This is a genomic window from Prosthecobacter sp. (assembly GCF_044222565.1).
Lineage (GTDB): Bacteria > Verrucomicrobiota > Verrucomicrobiia > Verrucomicrobiales > Verrucomicrobiaceae > Prosthecobacter.
Window position 1 is genome coordinate 221,641 of record NZ_JBGANA010000007.1, and the last position, 22,316, is coordinate 243,956.

15 protein-coding genes are annotated in these 22,316 nt (G+C 56.1%); 10 read left to right on the top strand and 5 right to left on the bottom strand.

The features are described 5' to 3' along the window. Nucleotides 1-4: 4 nt before the first annotated feature. From ACILSR_RS12595 to drmB, 3 genes are read left to right on the top strand one after another with little or no spacing between them, the layout of a single operon-like run. Entirely contained in the window at nucleotides 5-1,732 is a 1,728-nt protein-coding gene (locus ACILSR_RS12595; RefSeq protein ID WP_395750130.1) for an NERD domain-containing protein, read from the top strand. Further along, nucleotides 1,729-5,328 (top strand): helicase-related protein, encoded by a 3,600-nt coding sequence (locus ACILSR_RS12600; protein WP_395750131.1) that lies wholly within the window; start codon nucleotides 1,729-1,731, stop codon nucleotides 5,326-5,328. Before ACILSR_RS12595 ends, ACILSR_RS12600 begins: the two co-directional genes overlap by 4 nt. A 2-nt stretch (nucleotides 5,329-5,330) precedes the next feature. Next, nucleotides 5,331-7,262: a DrmB family protein gene (drmB, locus tag ACILSR_RS12605; RefSeq protein WP_395750132.1), complete on the top strand. Its 1,932-nt coding sequence runs from the start codon at nucleotides 5,331-5,333 to the stop codon at nucleotides 7,260-7,262. 304 nt (nucleotides 7,263-7,566) lie between these two features. Here drmB and ACILSR_RS12610 read toward each other — a convergent pair whose 3' ends face one another. Beyond that, entirely contained in the window at nucleotides 7,567-7,842 is a 276-nt protein-coding gene (locus ACILSR_RS12610) for a hypothetical protein (protein WP_395750133.1), read from the bottom strand. A gap of 25 nt (nucleotides 7,843-7,867) precedes the next feature. Continuing rightward, nucleotides 7,868-8,368, bottom strand: coding sequence for a hypothetical protein (locus ACILSR_RS12615; RefSeq protein WP_395750134.1), 501 nt, complete (start codon nucleotides 8,366-8,368; stop codon nucleotides 7,868-7,870). 269 nt (nucleotides 8,369-8,637) lie between these two features. Here ACILSR_RS12615 and ACILSR_RS12620 point away from each other — a divergent pair, with 269 nt between their 5' ends. Next, entirely contained in the window at nucleotides 8,638-9,462 is an 825-nt protein-coding gene (locus ACILSR_RS12620) for a phospholipase D-like domain-containing protein (protein WP_395750225.1), read from the top strand. A gap of 255 nt (nucleotides 9,463-9,717) precedes the next feature. Here the strand turns inward: ACILSR_RS12620 and ACILSR_RS12625 are convergent, their stop codons facing one another. The 3 genes from ACILSR_RS12625 to ACILSR_RS12635 form a co-directional block, all read right to left on the bottom strand. Next, a complete protein-coding gene (locus ACILSR_RS12625; protein ID WP_395750135.1) occupies nucleotides 9,718-11,142 on the bottom strand; it encodes a tyrosine-type recombinase/integrase in 1,425 nt (474 codons plus the stop codon). Between the two features lie 397 nt (nucleotides 11,143-11,539). Further along, the gene (locus ACILSR_RS12630; RefSeq protein ID WP_395750136.1) at nucleotides 11,540-11,854 is read right to left on the bottom strand and encodes a transposase; all 315 of its coding nucleotides are present in this window, start codon (nucleotides 11,852-11,854) and stop codon (nucleotides 11,540-11,542) included. A 67-nt stretch (nucleotides 11,855-11,921) separates the two neighbouring features. Then, on the bottom strand, nucleotides 11,922-12,947 hold the full coding sequence (locus ACILSR_RS12635) for an alkaline phosphatase family protein (protein ID WP_395750137.1): 1,026 nt from the start codon (nucleotides 12,945-12,947) through the stop codon (nucleotides 11,922-11,924). Nucleotides 12,948-13,191: 244 nt separating this feature from the next. Here ACILSR_RS12635 and ACILSR_RS12640 point away from each other — a divergent pair, with 244 nt between their 5' ends. From ACILSR_RS12640 to ACILSR_RS12665, 6 genes are all read left to right on the top strand, one after another. After that, nucleotides 13,192-13,767 carry a sigma-70 family RNA polymerase sigma factor gene (locus ACILSR_RS12640; protein ID WP_395750138.1) on the top strand — a complete coding sequence of 192 codons (576 nt, stop codon included), beginning with the start codon at nucleotides 13,192-13,194 and terminating at the stop codon, nucleotides 13,765-13,767. Further along, entirely contained in the window at nucleotides 13,764-15,218 is a 1,455-nt protein-coding gene (locus ACILSR_RS12645; protein WP_395750139.1) for a FecR domain-containing protein, read from the top strand. Before ACILSR_RS12640 ends, ACILSR_RS12645 begins: the two co-directional genes overlap by 4 nt. Nucleotides 15,219-15,287: 69 nt before the next feature. Continuing rightward, entirely contained in the window at nucleotides 15,288-17,843 is a 2,556-nt protein-coding gene (locus tag ACILSR_RS12650) for a polysaccharide lyase family 8 super-sandwich domain-containing protein (protein WP_395750140.1), read from the top strand. A 12-nt stretch (nucleotides 17,844-17,855) separates the two neighbouring features. Next, nucleotides 17,856-19,376, top strand: a complete 1,521-nt coding sequence (locus ACILSR_RS12655; RefSeq protein ID WP_395750141.1) for a sulfatase — start codon at nucleotides 17,856-17,858, stop codon at nucleotides 19,374-19,376. Nucleotides 19,377-19,451: 75 nt separating this feature from the next. Continuing rightward, nucleotides 19,452-20,771 (top strand): Gfo/Idh/MocA family protein, encoded by a 1,320-nt coding sequence (locus ACILSR_RS12660; protein WP_395750142.1) that lies wholly within the window; start codon nucleotides 19,452-19,454, stop codon nucleotides 20,769-20,771. A 22-nt stretch (nucleotides 20,772-20,793) separates the two neighbouring features. After that, entirely contained in the window at nucleotides 20,794-22,314 is a 1,521-nt protein-coding gene (locus ACILSR_RS12665; protein ID WP_395750143.1) for a sulfatase, read from the top strand. Nucleotides 22,315-22,316 lie beyond the last annotated feature (2 nt).

Sequence of the window (22,316 nt, forward strand, 5' to 3'; positions counted from 1 at the left end):
CAGAATGATTCCTTCTCTCTTGAGCGATGATACGCGAAGTGATGCGGAGCGTGATCTGTTTGTCGCCTTGCGCGATGCACCGGGAACGGACGATTGGGTTGTCCTTCACTCCCTGAACCTGACTGTGCGGGACAAGAAACCCTTCGGCGAGGTAGACTTCGTGCTGCTGGTCCCCGGCGGCGGAGTGTTTGCCCTCGAGGTCAAAGGGGGAGGCATCGAGTGCTCGGATGGGGCCTGGACCACGATGGATCGCAATGGCCGCCGCTGGCCGATGAAGCGCAGTCCTTTCAAGCAAGCGCAGGAGGGAATGTGGCAGTTGCGCGACAGCCTTCTCAAGTCCGTTGGTGTGGCAACGATGGATAAAGTGGTGTTCGGGAGCGCTGCCATCTTCCCTGACACCGAGTTCATGATTACCAGTCCCGAGTGGGCGGAGTGGGAGGTGCTCGACAAGCGTGCTTGCTCTCGTTGTCTTGTCACAGCTTTGGGAAAGATGATGTCCGGTCACGCCGCACGCCTTCGGCTTGATGGGACTGCATTCACGCCTCGAGTGCTCAGTCAAACGCGGCAGGTGCTGCGTCCCGACTTTGAGTGCGTAATGGCAGCAGGCACAACTTTGAAGCTTGTGGAGCAACAGCTTCTCAAGCTCACTGAAGAACAGTTCGGGGCGCTTGATTTGATGAAGTTCAACGAGCGCATGCTCTGCCAGGGTGCTGCGGGTACAGGCAAGACGATGCTTGCCCTCGAACTGGCAAGGCGCGAAGCCCGATCCGGCCGGAAGACCTTACTGCTCTGTTACAATCGGTTGCTCGGAGCTTGGCTGGCAGCTCAAACCAAGGGCGACCCAAACCTCACCGCGGGCAGTTTTCATCAGCTCGGGCGTGAATGCATCGAGGCGCAAGGATTACTTGCTGACTTCAATGCGGAAGCGAAGACGGCAATCTTCTGGGAACGCACCTTTCCTGAACTTGCTTGGCAAGCCATTGCTGAATCCGGAGACTCTTTTGATGTACTGATCGTTGATGAAGCCCAGGATTTAAGTGCCTCGCTCATCCTGGATGTGCTCGACGCTTGGCTCGCTGGAGGAATGGAGAGTGGGCGATGGGCCTTCTTTGCGGATTTCGAGCGGCAGGCCATCTTTGCTGGCGAGCAGCATCGGGCAACCCTGCTTGCACGCGGCCCTGGATGTGTGCGCTGGCATCTCACCTTGAACTGCCGGAATACCAAGCGCATAGCCCGCGAGACGGCGTTACTTTCCGGCTTTGAACGTCCGCCCTACCGCATGGGCCAGATCGACGGGGTTCCGGTGGACTCGACTTTTTGCGTTGATGAATCAGAAGCCGCAACCAAACTCGCAGCGAGAATCACCAAGTTCATTGCTGATGGCGGCAACCCTGATGACCTCGTCGTCCTCTCATCGCGACGACTGGTTAACTCTTGTGCCGCCGATGTTCAGAAGGGACATGGCTTTGTTTTGCTGGACGCCCATGAAGTTGCGCCTGAACGCAGCCGCCAACCCATAGTGCGGTTCGCTACGATTCAGGCATTCAAAGGCATGGAGAGCCAAGCGGTTATCCTCTGTGATGTCGCTTCGCTTGGTGATGATGAGCAGCAATCGCTTCTCTACGTGGGCATGTCGAGAGCACGGCTTCAGCTCACGCTGATTTTAAAATCCGACTTGCGTGACGCCTTCGACGAGTGCCGGGCCAAACAATTCTCAACTGAATGGAAATGAACAATTTATCCAATTCTACCACCGTGCGCGACTGTTTAGAGCAGGCCTTGCGCGAAGAACTAATCGGACCCGGACCACTCCGCGAGGAATGGACGGAGAAGCACACGGATGAGATACTTGGTCCACAGGATAAGCCTCGCCAACGTTACAGCGCGGGTGTTTTATTTCCGCGAAAAGCGCTTGTCCAAGATGATGACGACGATCGGGATGAGATGGAGGTCGCGACTCCAAGCGACGCGCCTGATGCAGACGAACTGCAAGAATCGACGGATGAACTGGTCGAAGAAGGGCGTGCTCGAAGACGCTTCCAAAATGAAAGCGATGGCAGGACTCCATCCGATGCGGATGACCGCAGCGAACACAATCCAAACGAGCAAGAGGTCAATCGAGCAAATGAGTATCTTCCGAGTGCCATGGGGCTCACCTGCCTCGTCGAGGTTCCAAAGCGACTTCGGGTAAAGGTGAGTGCGGCCCTATACCACAAAGTCGAGCAAGAAGGTCTTGGCGAACTGCATAGCAAGACGTTGAAACCTCAGCCTCATTTCTTCCGTAGACTGATCGAGGCAGTGGTCGAGATCAACGGCGACACGTTGCTACGAGAAGAACGAATCGTGTTAAGCCATGACGTTGACGCGGGACTCCGCATAAAACTTGGTGAAGAAAACACTGAGTTGGTGGTTCACGTATTTAGCCGCTGCATCAAAGGAAGGACGAGCGCAACACAACGACTGATCACGGTGACGCTAATGAATACGAGGACGTGTGAGGAAGGCGAACGACCTGGGGACGACGACTGCTACTTTCAGTGCGGTTTTCGTCTGATTGATGTTGATGGAGCGGCTTGCATACTTGAATATCCTGAGCGGCGGCTCAGCAGCGATAGCAATGCCTCGGCTGACGAGGTGGAAGAAGAACATCTGCTTGCCTTGCTGTATCGAGAGCATCGTGTGTTTGCGATTGGGCATGGCTGCGCAGCGGAATGGGTTACGCCAGAGAATGGTAGGACCAAAGAGGTCTTCACTGAGGTGTTGCCACGCCATGAAATATTCCCGCTGAACTTCGATGCGGGCGGACTTGTGTTGCCAATGGGCACGCTTGCTAATGCGAGTGATCGAGAAATTCTGCGATCTTGTTTGTCGCTCGCAGATGCATACGAAGTGTGGATCAATGAAAGAGCAAACGAAGTGCCTGCTGAGCATCGCGAGGCTGGTGAACGACAGATCCTCAAGTGCAAGAACTGCCTGAGCCGTATGCGTGAGGGAATCAAGGTGCTCTCTACGAATGCGGATGCAATGCAGGTGTTCCGTTGGATGAACGAAGCAATGCAAAAGCAGGGCATCCACTATGGGCGAGCAAGCGAAGCCAAGCACAAGCGCGCTATGGTGTTTCCAGATATGCCCCGCCCTGTTGCTCGTGGCGGCAGGGGTGGTCGTCACGCTCCACTGATGGCGCAAGAGGTTTTTCCGGAGCGCGCCTTTGAGCCTCCGACTGAGATTGAACTCAAAGCCCGCAGATGGCGTCCCTTCCAGCTCGCATTCATCCTGATGAACTTGCAGGGGCTCGTGGATCCCACCGGCCAAGGCAGAGCGGACAGAGAGATTGTCGATTTGATCTGGTTCCCGACTGGTGGTGGTAAGACCGAAGCCTATCTCGGACTCACCGCGATGACTATCTTTTGGCGCCGCCTCCGCAATCCAAAAGACGATGCCACCATAGTGTTGATGCGTTACACTCTGCGACTCCTTACCACCCAACAATTTCAGCGCGCCGCTTCTCTTATTTGCGCTTGTGATCTCATTCGTCAACGCGAAGCGCGCTTGAAGGGCGAGGCAATTTCTATTGGGCTTTGGGTTGGAGGCAGCGTGACTCCCAACAAGCACAGCGACGCAGTGCGCGCTTGGAAGCGACTGTGTGACGAAGGGAAGCCGAATCCATTCGTGCTGCTGAATTGCCCTTGGTGTGGATGTGGTTTGGGCCCGATTCCATGTGGTACTGTGTTCCGGGTGCCTGGCTACATTCGTGACGGTTCCGACGAGAATCCTACAATCGTGTTTCGTTGCCCAGACAAGGAATGTGAATTTCACTCTTCCCTGCCAGTGCATGTGGTTGATCAAGCCATCTATCAGGCGAGGCCAACGCTGCTCATCGGCACAGTCGATAAGTTCGCGATGATGCCGTGGAACCCTGAAGCGATGCGCCTATTCGGATTAAGCATTAAGCTGGGCCGGCAGCACGCCCCACCCTCGCTCATTATCCAAGACGAACTTCATCTTATTGCAGGTGCGCTTGGCTCAATGGTCGGCCACTATGAGATGACAATCGACGCGCTAACCCACGACGGAGATGTGCCAGCAAAGATCATTGCTGCAACTGCCACCATCTGTCGTGCAGCCGATCAAGCAGAGAAACTCTACAATCGCAAGGTTGAGATATTTCCGCCACAGGGACTGCTGGCTAGTGACTCGTTCTTTGCGCAGGAGGATAGATCCAAGCCTGGGCGCGTCTATCTGGGCGTCATGGGCACAGCACTTGGATCTCATGTGACGGCTCAGGTGCGCACTTTGGCAGCCTTGCTGCAAATGCCTGCAACATTGGGTCGCGACGGCTTTGTGGCCGAGGCCATAGACCCCTACTGGACGCTGATGATTTACTTCAACAGCCTGCGTGAACTTGGCCACGCTGCAACACTGATGCACGCCGACATACAGGAGCGCTTGTTTTATTTGTGGTCGCGCATGGGCATCAAACGTCCCACGGTTTCAGAGCAGCTTGACCCAAGACGCTTTTTGAATCGTGATGAAGAACTTACCAGTCGTGTGTCTGGAGACGAGGTGTCCGCCACATTAGCTAAGCTCTTTGAGAAGTGCAGTGATGCCTTAAACGAGAAGGGCATCCGTCAGCACAAGGCCCTTGATGCTTGTTTGGCAACGAACATGATTCAGGTGGGCCTCGATGTTCCTAGGTTGGGTCTGATGGCTGTGATCGGCCAGCCGAAAGGCACGAGCGAATACATCCAGGCCACGAGCCGGGTGGGTCGTGCCAGCGCAGGTTTGGTGGTGACAATCTACAACGCCTCGAAACCCCGCGACCGATCACATTACGAGCACTTCCGTAGCTACCATCAAAGCCTGTATCGATGGGTGGAGCCCACTAGCGTGACACCCTTTGCTCTGCCGGTGCGGGATCGCGCACTCCATGCGCAAATGATCACGCTGGCCCGCTATTGGGGCAGCATAGACAGCTTCGCCCAGCGCAACTTGGTTGCCAATCCAAGCATCCCGCCGAGAGGTGCGCTGCTGGATGCAATACGTGACATGATCATGACGAGATGCCGGAAGATTGATGTCGATGAACTGGCGGGCGTGCAAGGTCGCTTCGATGACGTATTGAAACGCTGGCAGACCTTCACGCCCATGACCTATGGAGGCTTTATCCTCAATGACGATAGCCGGCTGATGTATCCCATGGGACCACCTCCGCGCGATGCATGGAGGGACTATGCACTAAAGACACCCACGTCGATGCGAGGTGTTGATTCAACCTGTGACTCAAGCGTTCATGGGCAGTTCCTCTCTAACCCTCAGACCTCTATTTGATCATGGCCTTCCCCAATCGACCTGTCCGTCGTGCCCAGCTCATCTCACCCTTCGGTATCGGTGCGATGGTTAACTTCCCTGGCGATGAATCGTTGATGCCCGTCGTTATCGACGAGTGGCCTGAGGGAATGAAGGACTGTCCGTCTGACTCTGGTTGGAAGATTCGCGACGAGCGTCTAGAGGCTAGGCTAGGCGTGACGCATTTTCGTTTTCCACCAGACTTCCGTGATGCCGACGGCGACAACAAGCACTTTGCCTATCAACGCGTGCCGATGGCGCGCTTTCCTCGGTGGCATTACTGCCACCTCTGCGGTGGCATGGAGTATGTGAACCTGCACGAGTCGAAGCCTCCTCGGTGCAAAGGTTTTGCCTTCACTGACGGACGCAGTTGCCAAGGGCTCCCAGAGAAGAGGCGACCGAAGCTCATGCCTGTGCGCTTCGTAGCGGTGTGCGAACTCGGTCACATCGAGGACTTTCCCTTCATGGAGTGGGCGCACAACAACGACGGCCATTGGGGCGGCATCAAAGGCGCGTGTCAGTTGCGTTTCCGCGCGGGTGTTTCGGCCGCAAGCCTTGCTGGTGTCGTGATCGAATGCGTAACGTGCAAGCTGAAGCGCAGCATGGTCAATGCATTCGAATTCAAGCGCGGCCAAGGAGGACCGCTGGCTAGGATGGACCCGGCACTTCATTGTCAAGGCGGCGCGCCCTGGACTGGCGTGGCCCTGCCCAAGTGGCGCGATGGCACGGCGACAGGTGCAAGCTGCGGGCAATTGCTGCGCGTAGTGCAGCGGGGTGGTTCCAACGTGTATCTGCCCAGAGTGGTGAGCAGTCTTTATTTGCAAGGGTGGGCCAAGATGGTCGATCCGGTGATCATTGAACTGCTAGAGGATGCGGAACTATGGGAGCATCTGAGCGGCACTGTGGACGGCGAAATCCCACTCGCTGATTGCCAAGCTCTAGTGCGTTTCCGCAAGCTCACAGGGAAGGTGGATCCAGTGGCACTACGTGACGCTGCACAAGCCAAACTCACCAAGCGCCCTGCGGGCAACCAACCGCTGCCCAAAGCCATGACCGAAGCTGAGTATCGCGCCGCCGAATACAAGGCACTTTGCGAGGACGAGGGCGACATGAAGACAGACTTTTATGTGGTTCACAAGCGCCGCGACGATTACGAGGCTGATGTCTCCAAGTTCTTTAGCCGCATTCATCTGGTGCCAAAGCTGCGAGAGACGCGTGCACTAGAAGGCTTCAGCCGTCTAAATCCCACCGAAGGCGGGATCAGTGCCAACATGCGTCCCGTGCGCAACAACCCAAAGCTCGACTGGCTGCCCGCCACGATGGTCTTCGGCGAAGGTATCTTCCTCGAACTCAACAGCACCGAACTCGCCGACTGGGAGAAACGCTACGACGATGGTCGACCTGAGCACCGCAAATTGTTCGAGCAACTCAATCAGCGTCGCACCAGCCAGGGGCTGAGCCAGCGCGAACTTTCGCCAACCTTCCTACTCCTTCACGCGCTGACCCACGCTCTTATCAATCAACTAAGCTTCGATTGCGGCTACGGTAGCGCGTCTCTGCGTGAACGCTTGTTCTTCCAACGAAACTCAGGCAAGCCGCCAATGCACGGCCTGCTAATATACACCGCTAGCGGCGACAGCGAGGGTAGCATGGGCGGCCTAGTTCGCCAAGGCCAACCAGGACGCCTGGAACCGACAATTCGGCGAGCTATAGAGAAGGCGACTTGGTGTAGTAACGATCCCGTCTGCCTGGAGTCCACGGGCCAAGGGGCTGACAACTGCAACTTAGCAGCCTGCCATGGTTGCTTATTGTTACCAGAAACGAGCTGCGAGGAAGGTAATCGTCTGCTTGATAGGGCGGCTCTCGTTGGATCTCATGCAAACCCAGAGTTTGGCTACTTTTCTAGCTTGATCTAATGAATTTCAGCATAGCGGTTCACTGCCGGTAAGCACATTGCTAGGCTATGTGAAGATGCAAGAAGCCGGGCGAAGGTTGGACCAACATGGGCAATCTTGCGCCCCGTCCTGATTCACCTTGTTCCAGGACGTTTTTGTCTCTGCTTTTTTAAAACACATAATTTATGACTTTGCCTTGTGTGTTTCGGAGTCCATCAGCTTTGTTTAAGAGGCGCATAATTGCTTCGGACGTCTCTGGAACTACATGAATATTCATGTCGAGCACGCCCTTCACTTGGTCTTCCGACTGGCATAAGACGTTGGTTTAATCCAGCAGCACAAGAGCCAATTCAACGCCTAACGCTGTTTCGAAAAACGCCTTTTTCAGGGACTCATTATCTCTGCCGTCGAACACCTGTGCATTGGGCGGGGAAACCAAGGCGCAGCCCATTTCCGCGTCAAGACCTGCGCAGAGGCCGTTTGATGATTCCAAGCGCCATCGAACAAGTGACAGAGCCTTGTTTCGTTCCTGTGTATTTGGCTTACTTGTGGCGCAAGCAGTTGCAATCCTTTCGCCAAGAATTTCGATTGGTGTTTTCATGACATGTAATTTGGTGAATTTTAGTTTAGTCGTGGATTCTTTTGCACAGCTCCCATGTCCACGAGCCCGCGCCAACTGGATAGACCATTTCCTGACCGCCGTCTGGCAGGTCGATGACCTGACCTGTCCAAAGTTCCTCCTCATCTCCGGAGGAGCCGATGAAGGCATCCTGCGAGGAATCGTAGCGGAGCTGGCCCTGCAATAGTGCTACGAGTTTCAATGCCTGTTCCATCCCAAAGCAGGGCATTGCCCAGCCGTTCCAGCGTTGGTCTGCGGTCCACCCAATGAACTCAATGCCTTCGAAGCATTCCAAACAGAATCGTGCTTGGCGATAAATCGGTGTGGCTTCATCTCTCGTCACAATGGAGAACCGTGAGACATCACGAGCAGGGATGGTCAGCTCAAAGCCTCCTCCCAGTGGATACGCCTGCAAATTCCCATTGTCGCAATGTTGAACCACAACCAGTGTTCCTGCGGGATGCCGGGTGTCGTCCCTTACAATTTGATCTCCTTTTCTGAATTTCATGATTTACCTCCTGCCATTTTGTACGTGGCTGAAGAGCTTGCATCCACGTTTGTTGAAGTGAGAAACCGCATTTCAGAGGAAGATGCGGGGTGTGCTCAAAAATACATGACGCAACTCAGGAGCTCATTGCAGAAGCCCGGATGGTTGTGAATATTCCACGCATGCTTCTCCTTGCCAACGATCTCTGGCCCGTGCTGACACGAACTGTCCGGTCCAGCAAGCGTCCCTGCCAAGTAGCGGTGGCTTATTTTGGACAGGGAGCGGCGCAAATGCTGCCTCTTCCAAAAGGCAGCCGCCTCGTGGTGGATGCCAGCGAGCGCACAGTGAGGTTGGGGCTGACTTGCCCCGCGGAGCTCTTAAAGCTACATAAAAGGGGGGTGGAGATCTTTTCCGTCATGAACTTGCATGCCAAAGTATATGTGGTCGGGAGGAACGTCTTTGTTGGCTCCGCAAACGTCTCTAGACATTCGGCGGATACCTTGGTCGAAGCGATGATTCAGACAACCGACTCGGAGGCGGTAACGCAGGCCCGTCAATTTGTGACCGGGCTCTGTCTGCAACTCCAAAGACCAGAACAGCTCAAAGCCCTGAGAGTGATCTACCGTCCTCCGCATCGACCAAGCAAACCTAAGACGAAGTCAGCTAAATCAGGTCAAGCTGTAACACCAGAGATAGCAGATTTGCGGCTCGCGCAGGTGAGCACATCTGCCAAATTGCCCCACGATGAGGAGAGGGTAAGAAGCGAAGGGGAAGCTACCGCAGCCAGAATGCGTCTCCATCGAAGCTCCACTCATAGCCTGGATAATTTCCGTTGGTGGGGATCATGTGGATTTGAGAGGGGGCAACAGATTGTCAGAGTGGAGGAGGATCGTGGTTTTTACTGGGTCTATCCGCCTGAGTTTGTTCTGCACGTTGAGAAGGTCCCTAGAAAATCGGTTTGGTATGTCCATGTGGAGGGCCCCAAGCGCCGGAGAAAGTCACTCAATCATCTGGTTGCGCAGCTTGGACGCGGGGCCAAAAATAAACTGAGTGTTAGTGGCCCGGTGAAAGACGGTGTCTTCGCCCAAGCCCTGCTGCGCGCTTGGAATGCTTAAAAATGTGGCGTTTGCACCCTGAATTTTTCACACTTTTGAGGGCTTGTGTGAAGGTGTAAGGGCATAGCAAAAAGTTGAGCTCCTGCGCGTCAACAAGTGAGAAGTCCATCGACCTCCGAGTGGGAAAAACGCAACTGGCCTCCAGGCAGCCGCTTTGGGTTCAAGTGGTGCTTCTTCAAGTGCCTGTGGAGGGCGGGACGACTGATGCAGAGGTGCGTGCACACTTGTTCGCTTGAAAGCCTGGCGGAATAAAAATCAAGCGGCTTGGGGAAGGGGAGTGGAGGGCAGATCGGCTGGTTCAATGGCGGAAGCGCTTTTTGAGGAAATTGCCAGGATTGAACCCACCCCTGGCACCTCTACGGCTTCACTGTTCGAGTAGTACTTCGAGGTGATCGCGGGTGTCGTGTGTCGCAGAAGTCGCTGTGCAGCATGGATTCCGTGCTTTTCAGCCATGAGTGACCCGATGGACTTGCGCAGGGCATGAACAGGCTTGGCGTCTTCGATGCCTTTGGCGCGAAGCCATTTCCTGAGCGCCTTCCACGTAAGGTTGCAGCGCGGCTTGCCGATGCCTGTGATGTTGACACCATTATCCGATTTCAAGACGAATTCTGCCTTGGGGGACTTTTCGCGATAGGCCTTCAGCAAGGCGGCAATCTCTGGGTCCAATGGGATGGACTTTGCGTGGGCCTTGTTCTTGGCCTTGAAGTGCTCGGTGATGTCGAGCTGGATTCGAGGTCCACAGGAGTGGTCCAGGTGAACCTGCTGCCACGCAAGGAGGTCGCTCTCTCTGCGTCTGAGGCCTCCACAGAAGCTCAGCAGAAAGGCAATCCACTGCTGCTCTCGAAAGGCGTACTCCTCTTCAGTCTCGTTGCCAGCGCGAGGTGCTCCCAGTTCCTTCTGCGCCGAGAGCAACAGAGCCTCTGGATCTACGGAGGGGGTGAAGCGTGCCGAAGAGTCTTCTTCGAGCAAAACGACTTCAGAAAGCGGTGTCGGTCGGGGGAGATGGTCCAGTTTTGATTTTGCGACCTTTCGTAGCACCTTCTTCTGTGAAAACAGGGCTTTGGCCGAACGCAGGACGTGATTCACCGTATGCTTTGCCTTTTCTTGTGCCCGGGGATCGGTGCCGGCATTGGAAAGCCTGGTTTTGATCCATTTGGCCACCACATCGGTGGTGAGCTTCTCCAAGGGAACTTTATCCACCTTGGCAAGCCAGCCAGCGTGCTGCTTGATCGAGTAGGTGAGCCCCAGCACCGCCTCAGCAGCAATTCTTCGAAGAGCTTGCTCATAGCTGAGCAGCGTGAGAGCACGGACCAGGGAAACCGCCCGCACCTCTTTGATCCATCCACCAACGGTGAGCACCACTCGTTCCGGCTCGGGAGCCTGAACCCTGAAGTCAGGGTTCTTCTCAGCCTTTTCCCACCCGTGCGCCACTACATACTTGTATCGTTCGGCTGCTCGTTTCTGAGCCTCGACCTTGTTGGAGGTATTCAAGTCGAAGAACCCCCTGCGGCCATTGTGCGAGAACCGGCAGCAGTAGTCGGTGCTGCCACGCTGACAGAAAAGCCGACCCTCCTCCTTCCAGTAGAGCATGTGGCTCTTGGGATAGCGGATCAGTTCTGATGGCAGTTTGATGGCAGTTTTTGCATCGGCGTTTGAGAATGTCTCTTTTTGTTTGAGCATGTCTGAACTCTTGTTAAACTTTATGTATCAATTGGTTACGATGGGTGCGAGTCTAGCATGCGAAACGTCCATGAACAACTTGAAACGGGGTCTTACTAGACTCAAAATCTTGTATCCGTGAGGATGTGTCGGTTCGAGTCCGACCGCCGGTACTCAGAGAAGCTACAGCAGGGGTTGAGAAGGGGGCGGGCCCGAAAAAGCGGGGGCAGCATTGGAAGTCTCTGTGCAACGGTGCAATCGCACGTTGCGTTTGAAAAAAGATGGGCCTGCTGAAATCTGCAGCTATCGAAATGGCGGTGTGCCGCCCCTGACACTGCCAAAAGCTGGAAAGCACTGAACCATTGAAAAGTCGACGCCAAGGGGGGATCAGCACAGTGTGGGCTACGCCACAGGAAAATCACGAAATGGCTTTGAGGTTCTCGAAGTTACGGAAGCCGCGATTACGACGGCAGGCAGTGTGAATGATGCCTTTGATCGGCTCGATGGCTTCTGATGTGGTGCGATTGGGGTAGTGAGAAAGGATGCCGCTATACTGGACACGGATGCTCTGAGCCAGTTCTTTGAAGGCGGCCAAAAGAATGAGCATCTCCCATGAACGCCAAGTTTTCAGGGGCCCCTGCGCATGTAGGCAGCTGCCTGCAAAACCAACGCGCACAATCTTCCATGGCGCGTTCAATTCCAAAGCCATTGCAAACAGGTCGTTCTGATCCATCTCCCAGCCTGATATCTTCCCACCCTCTTGCGCAATCCAATACCTTCTCAATTTAGTGTGGGGCGTGTTATTTGGTTTCCGAAAGTGGTTGATCCTCCAAACCCCATGAGGGGAGGATCGGCACTCGAAGATAGTTCAAGATGGTGGGGACTACCATGCTTTGAAACACTTTCCCGCTGCGCTCTTCAACAGGTGGAAAGCTAGCGGCATGAAAGAATGCGAAAATATCACGCTCTTCAGGAGTTTGACCGCCATGACTCTTCTTGATTCCACCGTGGTCTGTCATGACCACGATGAGCCATGATTCTTCAGTGAAGCGGGGGCGCTTCTTCATGGCTTCCAGCACGGCGCCGAGGTGTGAGTCGAGGCGTTGCAAAGTTTTGATGTAAGGATCACTGGCCGGGCCGAAGCCAAATTGATGTCCTGCATGATCGACATCTAAAAAATGCAAAAATAGCACGTCGGGGTCATCCATTTCGAGGCAGCGGACAGCTTCTTTGGCAACGTTGCCGTCATTGAGCCTTCTTGTTTTTCCCTGTTCCTCATCCTGTTCGGATGGAACGGTGGTGGTTCTACTGGTCAGCATTTCTCCACTCAGCGGGATCAAGATTGAGTTCACTTCAGGCCAAGTGTCACCCACCACGGAACCCAGCCACGGATTGGGCTTCGACTCACGCAATCTGCGAAAGAAGTGGGGGAAAGATTGAAAATTGCCCTTTTTAAATTTTTCTCCATTTCCGAGCACTCCGTGTTTGTTTGCAAAAACGCCGGTAAGAAGTGTGGACCATCCAGGTCCGCTAATGGTCGGCTGATTCATTTTGCCGATCAATGGACCGCCTGCTTCCATGTTCCAGCAGGCATGACCTTCTCGTGAAAGTCTGGCCAGATTCGGTGCGCTGCCGCCGGCTATGACCTGGGCCATGGCGTCGCGTCTGCAGCCATCGATTCCAATCAACAGGACGCGTCTTCCTTGGAAGTCATTCTGATTGCCCGGTCCAGATGCGTGAGCCTCAGGTGAAATGAAGATACTGAGACATGCTACTAGAAACGAGAGAGTCAGGGTGGGTAGTATGGTATTGACCTTGGAATGCATGCCAGAGCTGCATATGTCGCGGAAGTTCGCGAGGTTTCAAAAAAATCTTGATCGGCTGTGGCCGGCAGGGAAGGTGAAAGAGTTTTCAACTCTCTGAGTTTATTTCTTCGCGTTCATTCAACAGTCCAACGAATCCTGGCGAATGCGCCGTTTGTCTGCATAGAGACTCGTTGGTGAGAATTAATCGTTTTGCCAGGTCAAGCCATTGGGTGCTTGTGTGGCATTGGATTTTTAAATTGTACCTATGGCCGATCCGGCACCCTCATCATCAAGCTTCCACATTCAGGCAACCTATGCGGGAGCAGGTGATGCCGGGGCGTTTGAGGATCTTCTGGCGCAGCATACGAGCGCGTTGAAGCTGTATGTTCGATCGCTGCTGCCTGGACAAGCGAGCGCAGAAGATGTGGCCCAGGAAACGCTGATCAAGCTCTGGGAAAAAAGGAGCCAGTTTATACCAGGGACCCATTTCAAGGCATGGGCTTTTCAAATTGCCAAGTTTCTCGTGATGAATCAGCGGCGGAAACTGGCGCGCTCAAATGAGGTGCTGCTGGATGATGAAGTCATAGACCGGATCGATCAACGCTGGCAACAGCAGGGAGAACCGCTGATCACGGACGAGCATCACGAAGCGCTGGGGATGTGCATGAAGGCACTGAAACAAGAGGACCGTGATCTTTTGCATGCGAGGTATGCAACCGAAACCTCGCTGGAGACATATGCAGGCAAGACGGGCATCCCTCCGGGAACGCTCAAGGCACGCTTGTTCCGCCTGCGGGACGCCTTGCGCGCGTGCATCGAACGTCGACTTTTGAAACCATGAACACAGTAGCATCCAGTGAATCAAACCGGTGGGCGCGCAGCCTGGACCTGCTCATTGATGGAAGTCTGAGCGCGGAGGAGGCGAACGAACTGCTGGAGCGGCTGAAGACTGACGAACAACTGCTTGGGCTGTATCTGGAGAAAATGCGGATGGAGTCCCTGCTGAGGGATCATGCCTGGCAGGCAGGCGAAACGAAGAGTGCGGCGCCGCGGCCGGTCGTGTGGCGGGGTTTCCACAAAAGGCAACTTGCCTGGGCTGCGGCAGCGGCTGTGGCGCTTGTTTTTGCACTCGGGGGGCTGTGGCAGATGCAGACGTCCGGGACTGGCGGCGCAGTGGCTACGCAGGGTCTTCCTGATGTACAATTTTCTGCGGCATCCGTTTTTGAGACGGCATCGCCAGCCATCTCTGAAGACGGTCGGTTGCAATTTGGTGACGGGGTGGTGATGAGCGATGGTACTGTGTCCATCCGGCTGCCGAGCGGGGTTGAAGCGGTGCTGAAGAGTCCTTCGCGATTTGCGATCACAGGGCCGAACCGGTTCAAGCTTGACCAGGGAACCGGCTGGTTCCGGGTGCCAGCCAAGGCGAAGGGATTTGCGGTGGACCTGCCAGGGATGGAGGTGGTGGACCTGGGAACGGTTTTCACGGTACAGGCGGATGAAACGCTGCAGCAGGTGCAGGTGGAGCAGGGGACGGTGGAGGTGAGGCAGCGAACCGGCGACCAGCCAGTGCGGCGTCTGCTGGCCGGAGAGATGCTGATGCGCCGAGCGAATGCCAGCGTGGTGGAGGTGGTCTCGGGCACGGCCTTATACAAGCCTGACTCGGCCGGGGACAAGCAGGAGGTGCTGTTTGAGGAAATTCTGGCGCATGTGCCGAACCAGTCCTTCTTGGAACGCAAACCGCTCATCGGCAGCTGGCAGGTGCTGGCAGGAGAGGCGCACATCATGAATGGCAAATTTGTGGGCCGCCAGAAACCATTTACGCACCTCATGGGCCGTTTTTCACGGGCTGTGGAGCCGCGTGAAAATGCGGTGATTCTTCTGACTTTCCGTTCGGTCTCGCCGATGACGCTGTTTCACTCGGAGGGCTATGCGGGGATCAGTTTGTTCGACGGCGATGGAGAGATGTTCTTCTTTGGAGACAAGGCGCGCGACTCCTACTCGTGGAACGTGGTGACGTATGGGAAGATGTTTCGCCGTGAAGGGGTTCAGGAGAATCGTAAGTTTTACGACCTCGCGATACAAGGCAGTCAGGAGACCTTCACCCTGCGCTATCGTCAGCGGGACGGCCGGTTTGATGTGTTTCGTGGCGATGGGGTGAACGGGCTTCCCATCGTGATTGGGAAAACGGATGCAGGGCTGCGCTTTGACGGAGTCCGAGTGGCCACGGGTCGCGGCGGGGATTTTTCGTTTGATCGCCTGCGGGTCTCCGTAATCAAAGATTCCGGCAACTGAGCCGGCCGGGAAGAGCTAAAAGAGTTTGCGATTCTGGCAACCGTTTCTGCAGACACGACATCTAAAAGGATGATGTTCAAGCTGTCTTCTTTCTGCTCCTTCTGCGCCGGTCTGCTGCTTTCATTCTCCCATGCGCGTGGAGATTCCAGTGAAGACGCCGGAGTGGTCCGTGAACGTTATCTGCAGTGGGTGCTGGGCGGCGGCGCAGAGAGCTACCGCCACCCGCTGGCGGTGCATAAACTCAAGCAGGCCGTGTCGAGTGCGGGGCGTGTGATGCGCGAGCTGAAAAGCATTCCGCTTGATGAGTCAAATCCGGCGCTCTACAACACAGCGAAAGCCGGGGCGGATGACAAGGAGATGCGCTTTCTGGTCACGACTGCGCTGCCGGTGCTGAGTGTGGCTTTCTGCCTGCCGGGCACTGACCAGTGCCAGAATCCATGCTTTCAAAAAAGCGAGGTGAAGGAGCTGATCATGCGGGTCTTTGACCGCTTGGACAAGCGCGGATTCCGCCATCCCATGCAAATGCCCTGGAAGCCAGGGCAGATCAAGAAGCCTGATCCGAAGCAGGCCATGATTGTGGACTTCATCCTGCGGACGTCCGGCTACCCGCTGGCCACTTTGCTGATGCGTGATGAACTGGCTGCGACCGGCCGCCTGGAGCGTGCACTGGCCACCTGCTGGGACATCGAGAGTCATGATGAAAAAACAGGCTGCATGACAGCAGACTACCTGCAGGCGGACGGGATGCGGGTGGTGCTGAACCTGAGCCTGCCTGCCGCGCTGGCGGAAGGCAATGTCGAACGCTTGAGACTTCTCAAAAAGCAGCTCGACCGATCCTTGATGATGGAATCCAACGCATTGGACACGATCAAGCCGGACGGGCTGGGGCATCACCATCGGGGAGTTTATTTCGGCGGCTATGCCGCCTACACGATGGCGCAGGCGGCCTTTGCTGCCTGGTTGCTGCAAGGCACGGAGTTTGAGTGCGAGGCTGAGACGGTCAGCCACCTGTGCAAGGGGATGGAAACTCTGCGCGTGGTGTCCCAGAAGTATGACATGCACCGAGCTCTTTCAGGGCGGCTAGGGGGCACCCAAGTTATTCCTGATGTGATGCTGGGGTATGCGTATCTGGCGGATCTGCAGCAGCCGCGGCGGAAAGAGTGCCAGGGAATGTTCGCCCGGCTTGCGGATGAAGCTTTCATGTCGAGCCCGCTGCCACGGAATGCCCTGGCAGGTCATCGCGACGAAGTCTCGCCTGGACCTGGTGCGGTGCTGCATTTCATGAAAACCCTGGAAGATGCACGCAAAGTCGGAGCTGAGGCTGATCCATCAGGAAACTGGGCGCTGAATTATGGGCCGCTGATGATCCACCGCCGGGATGACTGGATGGTGAGCATCAAAGGCTACAGCCGGTACTGGTGGGCGTTTGAGCGTTCACTTGTGGATGCGCGCAAAGATGCGCGGCTGGAAAATGTTTTCGGATTTCACGACAGCTCAGGGAGTCTCTTCATTTACGGGCGAGGTGAACCGTGGGTGAATGCCAAGGACAGCGGCTATGCGAAGGGAGGCTGGGATTGGTGCCGGGTGCCAGGAACCACCACAAGATATTTCACGCCTGCAGAGTGGAAGGAAATCGACAAAAATGAGGAGTATAACCGCCCTTTCAGTGACAGAAGCTTCGCTGGCGGGCAGTCTCTGGAAGGACGGTGGGGCATGTTTGTGCTCGATTATATGGAAGCGGCTCCGGACGAGCGCAAGACTCCGCTGCGGGCCCTGAAGACAGCTTTTTTCTTTGATGACCAGATCGTGATGCTGGGCAGCGGCATACGTGACGGAGACGGCAGCCATGGGGTCAGCACGACTTTGTTTCAGACCCATTTACCGGACGATCAAATTCCGACCTTCATTCAAAGGGAGGCGCTAACCGAAGTGACCGACCAGGAGTTCAGTTTTGAAGAAGGGCCTTTGGAGCTGGTGGATGCCGCGGGCAATGGCTACTTCATCCCTGCAGGACAGCAGACGGTGCTGACGCGCCGGATCCAGAAGTCCATGAACGACACAGGCACTCGCGAAACGAAGGGTGCGTTTACCTCGGCCTGGCTTGATCATGGCACCTCGCCTGACAACGCGGGCTATGAGTATGTCATTTTAGTGAGGTCTGAGATGAAAGGCCTTGCCAGTTTTGCCGCCCGAGCTGGCGATGAGTACAAGGTGCTCCGCAAAGACGAAGTGGCGCACATTGTGAGACATCATCGACTGGGGGTGACCGGATATGCTGTGGCGAAAGCGGACACTGACACAGCCGACTCGCTGGTGAAGTGCGCCTCCTCTCCTTGTCTGATCATGACCCGTGAACTGCCGGATGGGGGAAGGAGCATGAGTGTGTGCAATCCGGATTTAGGATGGGAGAAGGGAAAGCAGTATGCCCTGAAGGGCAAGGAAGAGGTCGGTGAACCGATGGGGCCTGTTTCCATGCCAGTAACGCTGACTCTCAACGGGCTTTGGAATTTGAAGCAGCCGATGGATCGAGCGGAATGTGTGGTCTCCGAAGGAGTGACCACGATCACGCTTCCCTGCCAGGATGCGCAGGGCATTGGTTTTGAACTGGTCAAAGTGAATCCCTAAAAGTCCCTGTTTATGCAGCGTGTGTTTCTTCTGTTATTGTGCGCCATTTTCGTGGCGGATGTCGGTGCTGCGGAGCGGCTGGCGCGAAATGTTTTGCTGATTGTCTCGGATGACCTCACGGCATGCCTGGGCTGTTATGGCAATCCGGTGTGCAAGACACCCAACCTGGACCGCCTTGCGAGTCAGGGGGTGAAATTTGAGCGGGCGTACTGCCAGTTTCCAGTGTGCGGCGCTTCGCGAGCTTCTTTCATGAGCGGACTGTATCCGGCCACGACAAAGATGCTGGGAAACCGGCAGGACCTGGGTGCCTACAAGGTCAGCAATCCGGAGCTTGCGGATCATCCCAGCATCGGAGGGCTGCTGCGGCGGCAAGGTTATTTCTCGGCACGCATCTCCAAGATTTATCACATGAGCATTCCAGGAGGATTGGAAGCGGGAAGCGCGGGCGGGGATGATCCGGATTCCTGGGACTGGACTTACAATGTTCTGGCGCCTGAAACGTACAGTCCCGGCAAGCTGAAGCTGCTGACCCCGGAGCGCTTGGCATGGGGTTCGAATTTTGCCACGCTCCAAGTGCCTGATGAACTCGCCGTAGCGCAGGCTGATGTTCTGTCCGCGAGGCAGGCGGTTGGTTTTCTCGAGAATCGTGCCGGCGTCCTGCCTTATCAAGGAGACTACAAGGAGAAAAGCCGGCTGAAGGCGGACAAGCCTTTCTTTCTTGCGGTGGGGCTGGTGCGTCCGCATGTCCCGCTGGTGGCGCCTGAGAGGCTCTATCGGAAGTATCCTGCCGAGGCCATGCGCCTGCCAGTGGTGCCGGAAAATGATCTGGCTGATGTGCCTGTGCCTGCCCGTTCAATGAACAATGCGGAGCGCTACAAGATGAGCAGGGCGGGGCAGCAGGAGGCGATAGCCGGCTACTACGCCAGCGTCAGTTTCATGGATGAGCAGGCGGGCCTGATTCTCGATGCATTGGACCGTCTGAAGCTGCGTGAAAATACGATTGTGGTGTTCACTTCTGACCATGGTTACAGCCTGGGCGAACATGACTGCTGGCAGAAGTTGAGCCTGTTTGAAGAAAGCACCCGAGTGCCGCTGATCATTTCCTCCCCTGATCATGGTGCGAGCAAGGGGCGTTCCACCGGGGCGGTGGCCGAACTTGTCGATCTCTATCCGACTCTTCTGGAACTGACGGGGTTCATGGAGCAGACACCAGCGCGTGTGCAAGGCCAGAGCCTGCGTCCGCTGCTGGAAGATCCTGCAAGAACTGACTGGCCAAAGACATTTGCCTACACGGTGACACATTCCCACGGTGAATCGATCCGCACGGAGCGATGGCGCTACAACACCTGGGGGGATGCCGGTGAGGAGCTCTACGATCATGAGAATGACGCGGAAGAATTCATTAATCTGGCCGCCAGGCCTGAGCATGCGGCCACGCTGGCTGAAATGCGGGCGAATCTGAAGATCGCACAGCAGAAAGCCGGAGGCCCTCCGTCCGAGGGCGCTGCCAAAGGGGGCAAGTCTGGCGACTGATTCTGCCCCGTTTCCTTGCCCCTCATCGTCTCAATAGCACCCATTCACCAAGCCAACCAACCGTCTCCACGCACCATGTCCTCCACCCGCCGCCGTTTCATTCAAGGCGCTGCCTCCACACTTTTTGCCGCCCCATTCATCACCTCAGGACTGAGGGCTGCATCTCCCAATGGGAAACTCCGCCACGCCGCCTTTGGTGCCGCAGGGATGTCGTGGAATGACATGACCGCCTTTGCAAACCATCCCAGATGGGAGCTTGCCGCAGTTTGCGATGTGGACACAAGCCACTTCGGAAAAGTGAAGGAGAGGCATCCCGATGCCAGGCTCTACCAGGACTGGCGCGAGATGCTGGAGAAAGAGGGGGATGCGATCGATGCAGTGAATGTGTCCGTGCCTGATCACATGCATGCGCACATGGGGCTGCGCGCCATGGACCTCGGGAAACACGTCTACGGGCAGAAGCCACTGGCGCAGACTTTGCATGAATGCCGGAAGCTCATGCTTGGAGCGCGTGAAAAGGGTGTGGTGACCCAGATGGGCATTCAAGTTTCATCGGACTTTACCGAGAGGCATGCGGTTGAACTGATCCATCAAGGCGCCATCGGGAAAATCAAAGAAGTGCATACCTTCTCAGGAAAAAAATGGGGAGACATGACTGCCGTGCCGGTGGAAACAAATCCGGTGCCGGACACTCTGAACTGGGATCTCTGGCTGGGGCCGGTGACAGAGCGTCCTTACATCAAGGACTACTACCATCCTAAAAACTGGCGGAGGCGGCGTGATTTCGGCACGGGAACGCTGGGGGACATGGGCTGCCATATGTTCAGCGGCTGGTTTCGTGCGCTGGAGCTGACGGCGCCCGTATTAATCAAGTCCACGGGCAATGCTCCTTTGAACGCCACGAACTGGGCCACCGAATGTGTGGTGGAGTACACCTTCAAAGGAACATCCCGCACGGAGGGAGAGACGATCAAGGTGACATGGTACGACGGTGCTGCGCGGCCACCGGCAGAGATTCTTGCGCTCGCTGCGCCCGGAAAGTTTCCTGACCAGGGCAGCCTTTACATCGGTACCGAAGGTGTGCTGCTGCATCAGCACACAAGCACACCGCTTCTTTATCCGCGTGAAAAGTTCGCCGGCTACAAGTATCCCAAACTGGAGCCCAAAGATCACTGGTTTGAATTCATCGACTGCTGCCTGGAAGGTGGAAAGAAAAAGCCGGGAGCCAATTTTGATTACGCGGCTCCGCTGACTGAAGCGGTGCTTCTGGGCTGCATCGCCACGGCATTTCCTGGCGAAAGCCTCGAGTGGGATGCCGAGGGGGGGAGAATATCCAACCACGCTGAAGCCAACAAACTGACGACGCGGCAGTACCGTGCCGGCTGGGAGCTGTAAGTCATTTAAAGTACCGTCTGCCATGAAAACCTTCTTGTTGATGAGTGGTCTGTTCTGTCTGGCGACACTGCCCGCCCTCGCGGCCGACAGTGTCCGCAAGCCCAATGTGTTGTTCATCGCCATTGATGATCTCAATGACTGGATTGGTTGCATGAAGGGGCATCCGCAGGCATTGACGCCGAACATGGACCGCCTCGCGGAGCAAGGCATCCTTTTCAGCAACGCGCACTGTGCGGCGCCAGTATGCCTCGCGTCCCGAACCGCCGTGTTCAGTGGTCGTCGTCCAGAGAAAACCGGAGTGTACAGCAACTGGGGTGAAACCCAGGGCAAGCCGCCTGCGAGTGATCTGCAGCTGCCTCTGCATTTCTCTGCGGCGGGCTACAAGACGCTGGGGGCCGGCAAGCTTTACCATGCCAATGCGACGAGGTACTTCGATGAGTACTTCACCACGGAGCAGCGCTGGAGTCCCTTCACGCAGGAGCAGGCACGCTACACTCCGGAAGAACTGCCGAGCAAGGGAACAGACAGGCCGCGCCATGTGCTGAAGAACGGGCCTGGTCACCGCGACTGGGTTCTGCCTTTGCATGGGCTGGTCAGTGAACGCCATCTGGATGTTCCGGAAGGAGACTCCTTTGACTGGGGGCCTGCCGATGTGGCAGATGAAGAAATGGGTGATGCCCGGATCACCACGTGGGTGATGGAGAGGCTGCAAACCGGAGGAGCGCAGCCGTGGTTCATGGGCGTTGGATATTACCGGCCCCATATTCCACTGTTCGCGCCGAAGCAGGATTTTGACCGGTTGCCGCCCGTGGAGAAGATTGAGCTGCCTGCTGTGATCGAAGACGATTTGTCGGATCTTGGGAAGCAGGCGAAGAGCATTGCCCTGGAGGCGCTCACGGCCGGTACGCATGCTCATGTGGTGAAGCATGACCAATGGAGGCAGGCGGTGCGTGCCTACCTGGCATGCATCACTTTTGTGGACCGGCAGATCGGTCGTCTCATCAAGCAGCTTGAAGAGTCAGGAACGGCTGACAATACGTGGATCATCCTCTGGAGTGATCACGGCTGGCAGCTGGGGGAAAAACAGCACTGGGGCAAATGGACCGGCTGGCGGCAGTCCACACGCGTGCCGCTCATCATGGTGCCACCGCGGTCGCAGAGTGCCACGCGTGGGCGCGTGTGCATGGAACCTGCCAGCCTTCTTGACCTGTATCCGACATTGATCGAGCTCTGCGGGCTGCCCCCGAAGGATGGGCTCAGCGGCGTTTCACTGGTGCCATGGCTGAACAAACCTGACTTCACGGAAGATCGTGCCGTGGTGACCACCTTTGATCCTGACAACCTGGCGCTCAGCACGCGGGACTGGCGGTACATTCGATACAGCGGTGGAGACGAGGAACTGTACGACCTGAGCAATGATCCCCACGAATGGCGCAACCTTGCCCGTGAGGAAACAAGACACGGCAAACTCGAGGAAATGCGCGCGCGACTCGATTTGGAAATGCAGCCGGCGGCCCGCGTGCGTGGCACCAATTCAAAATAACG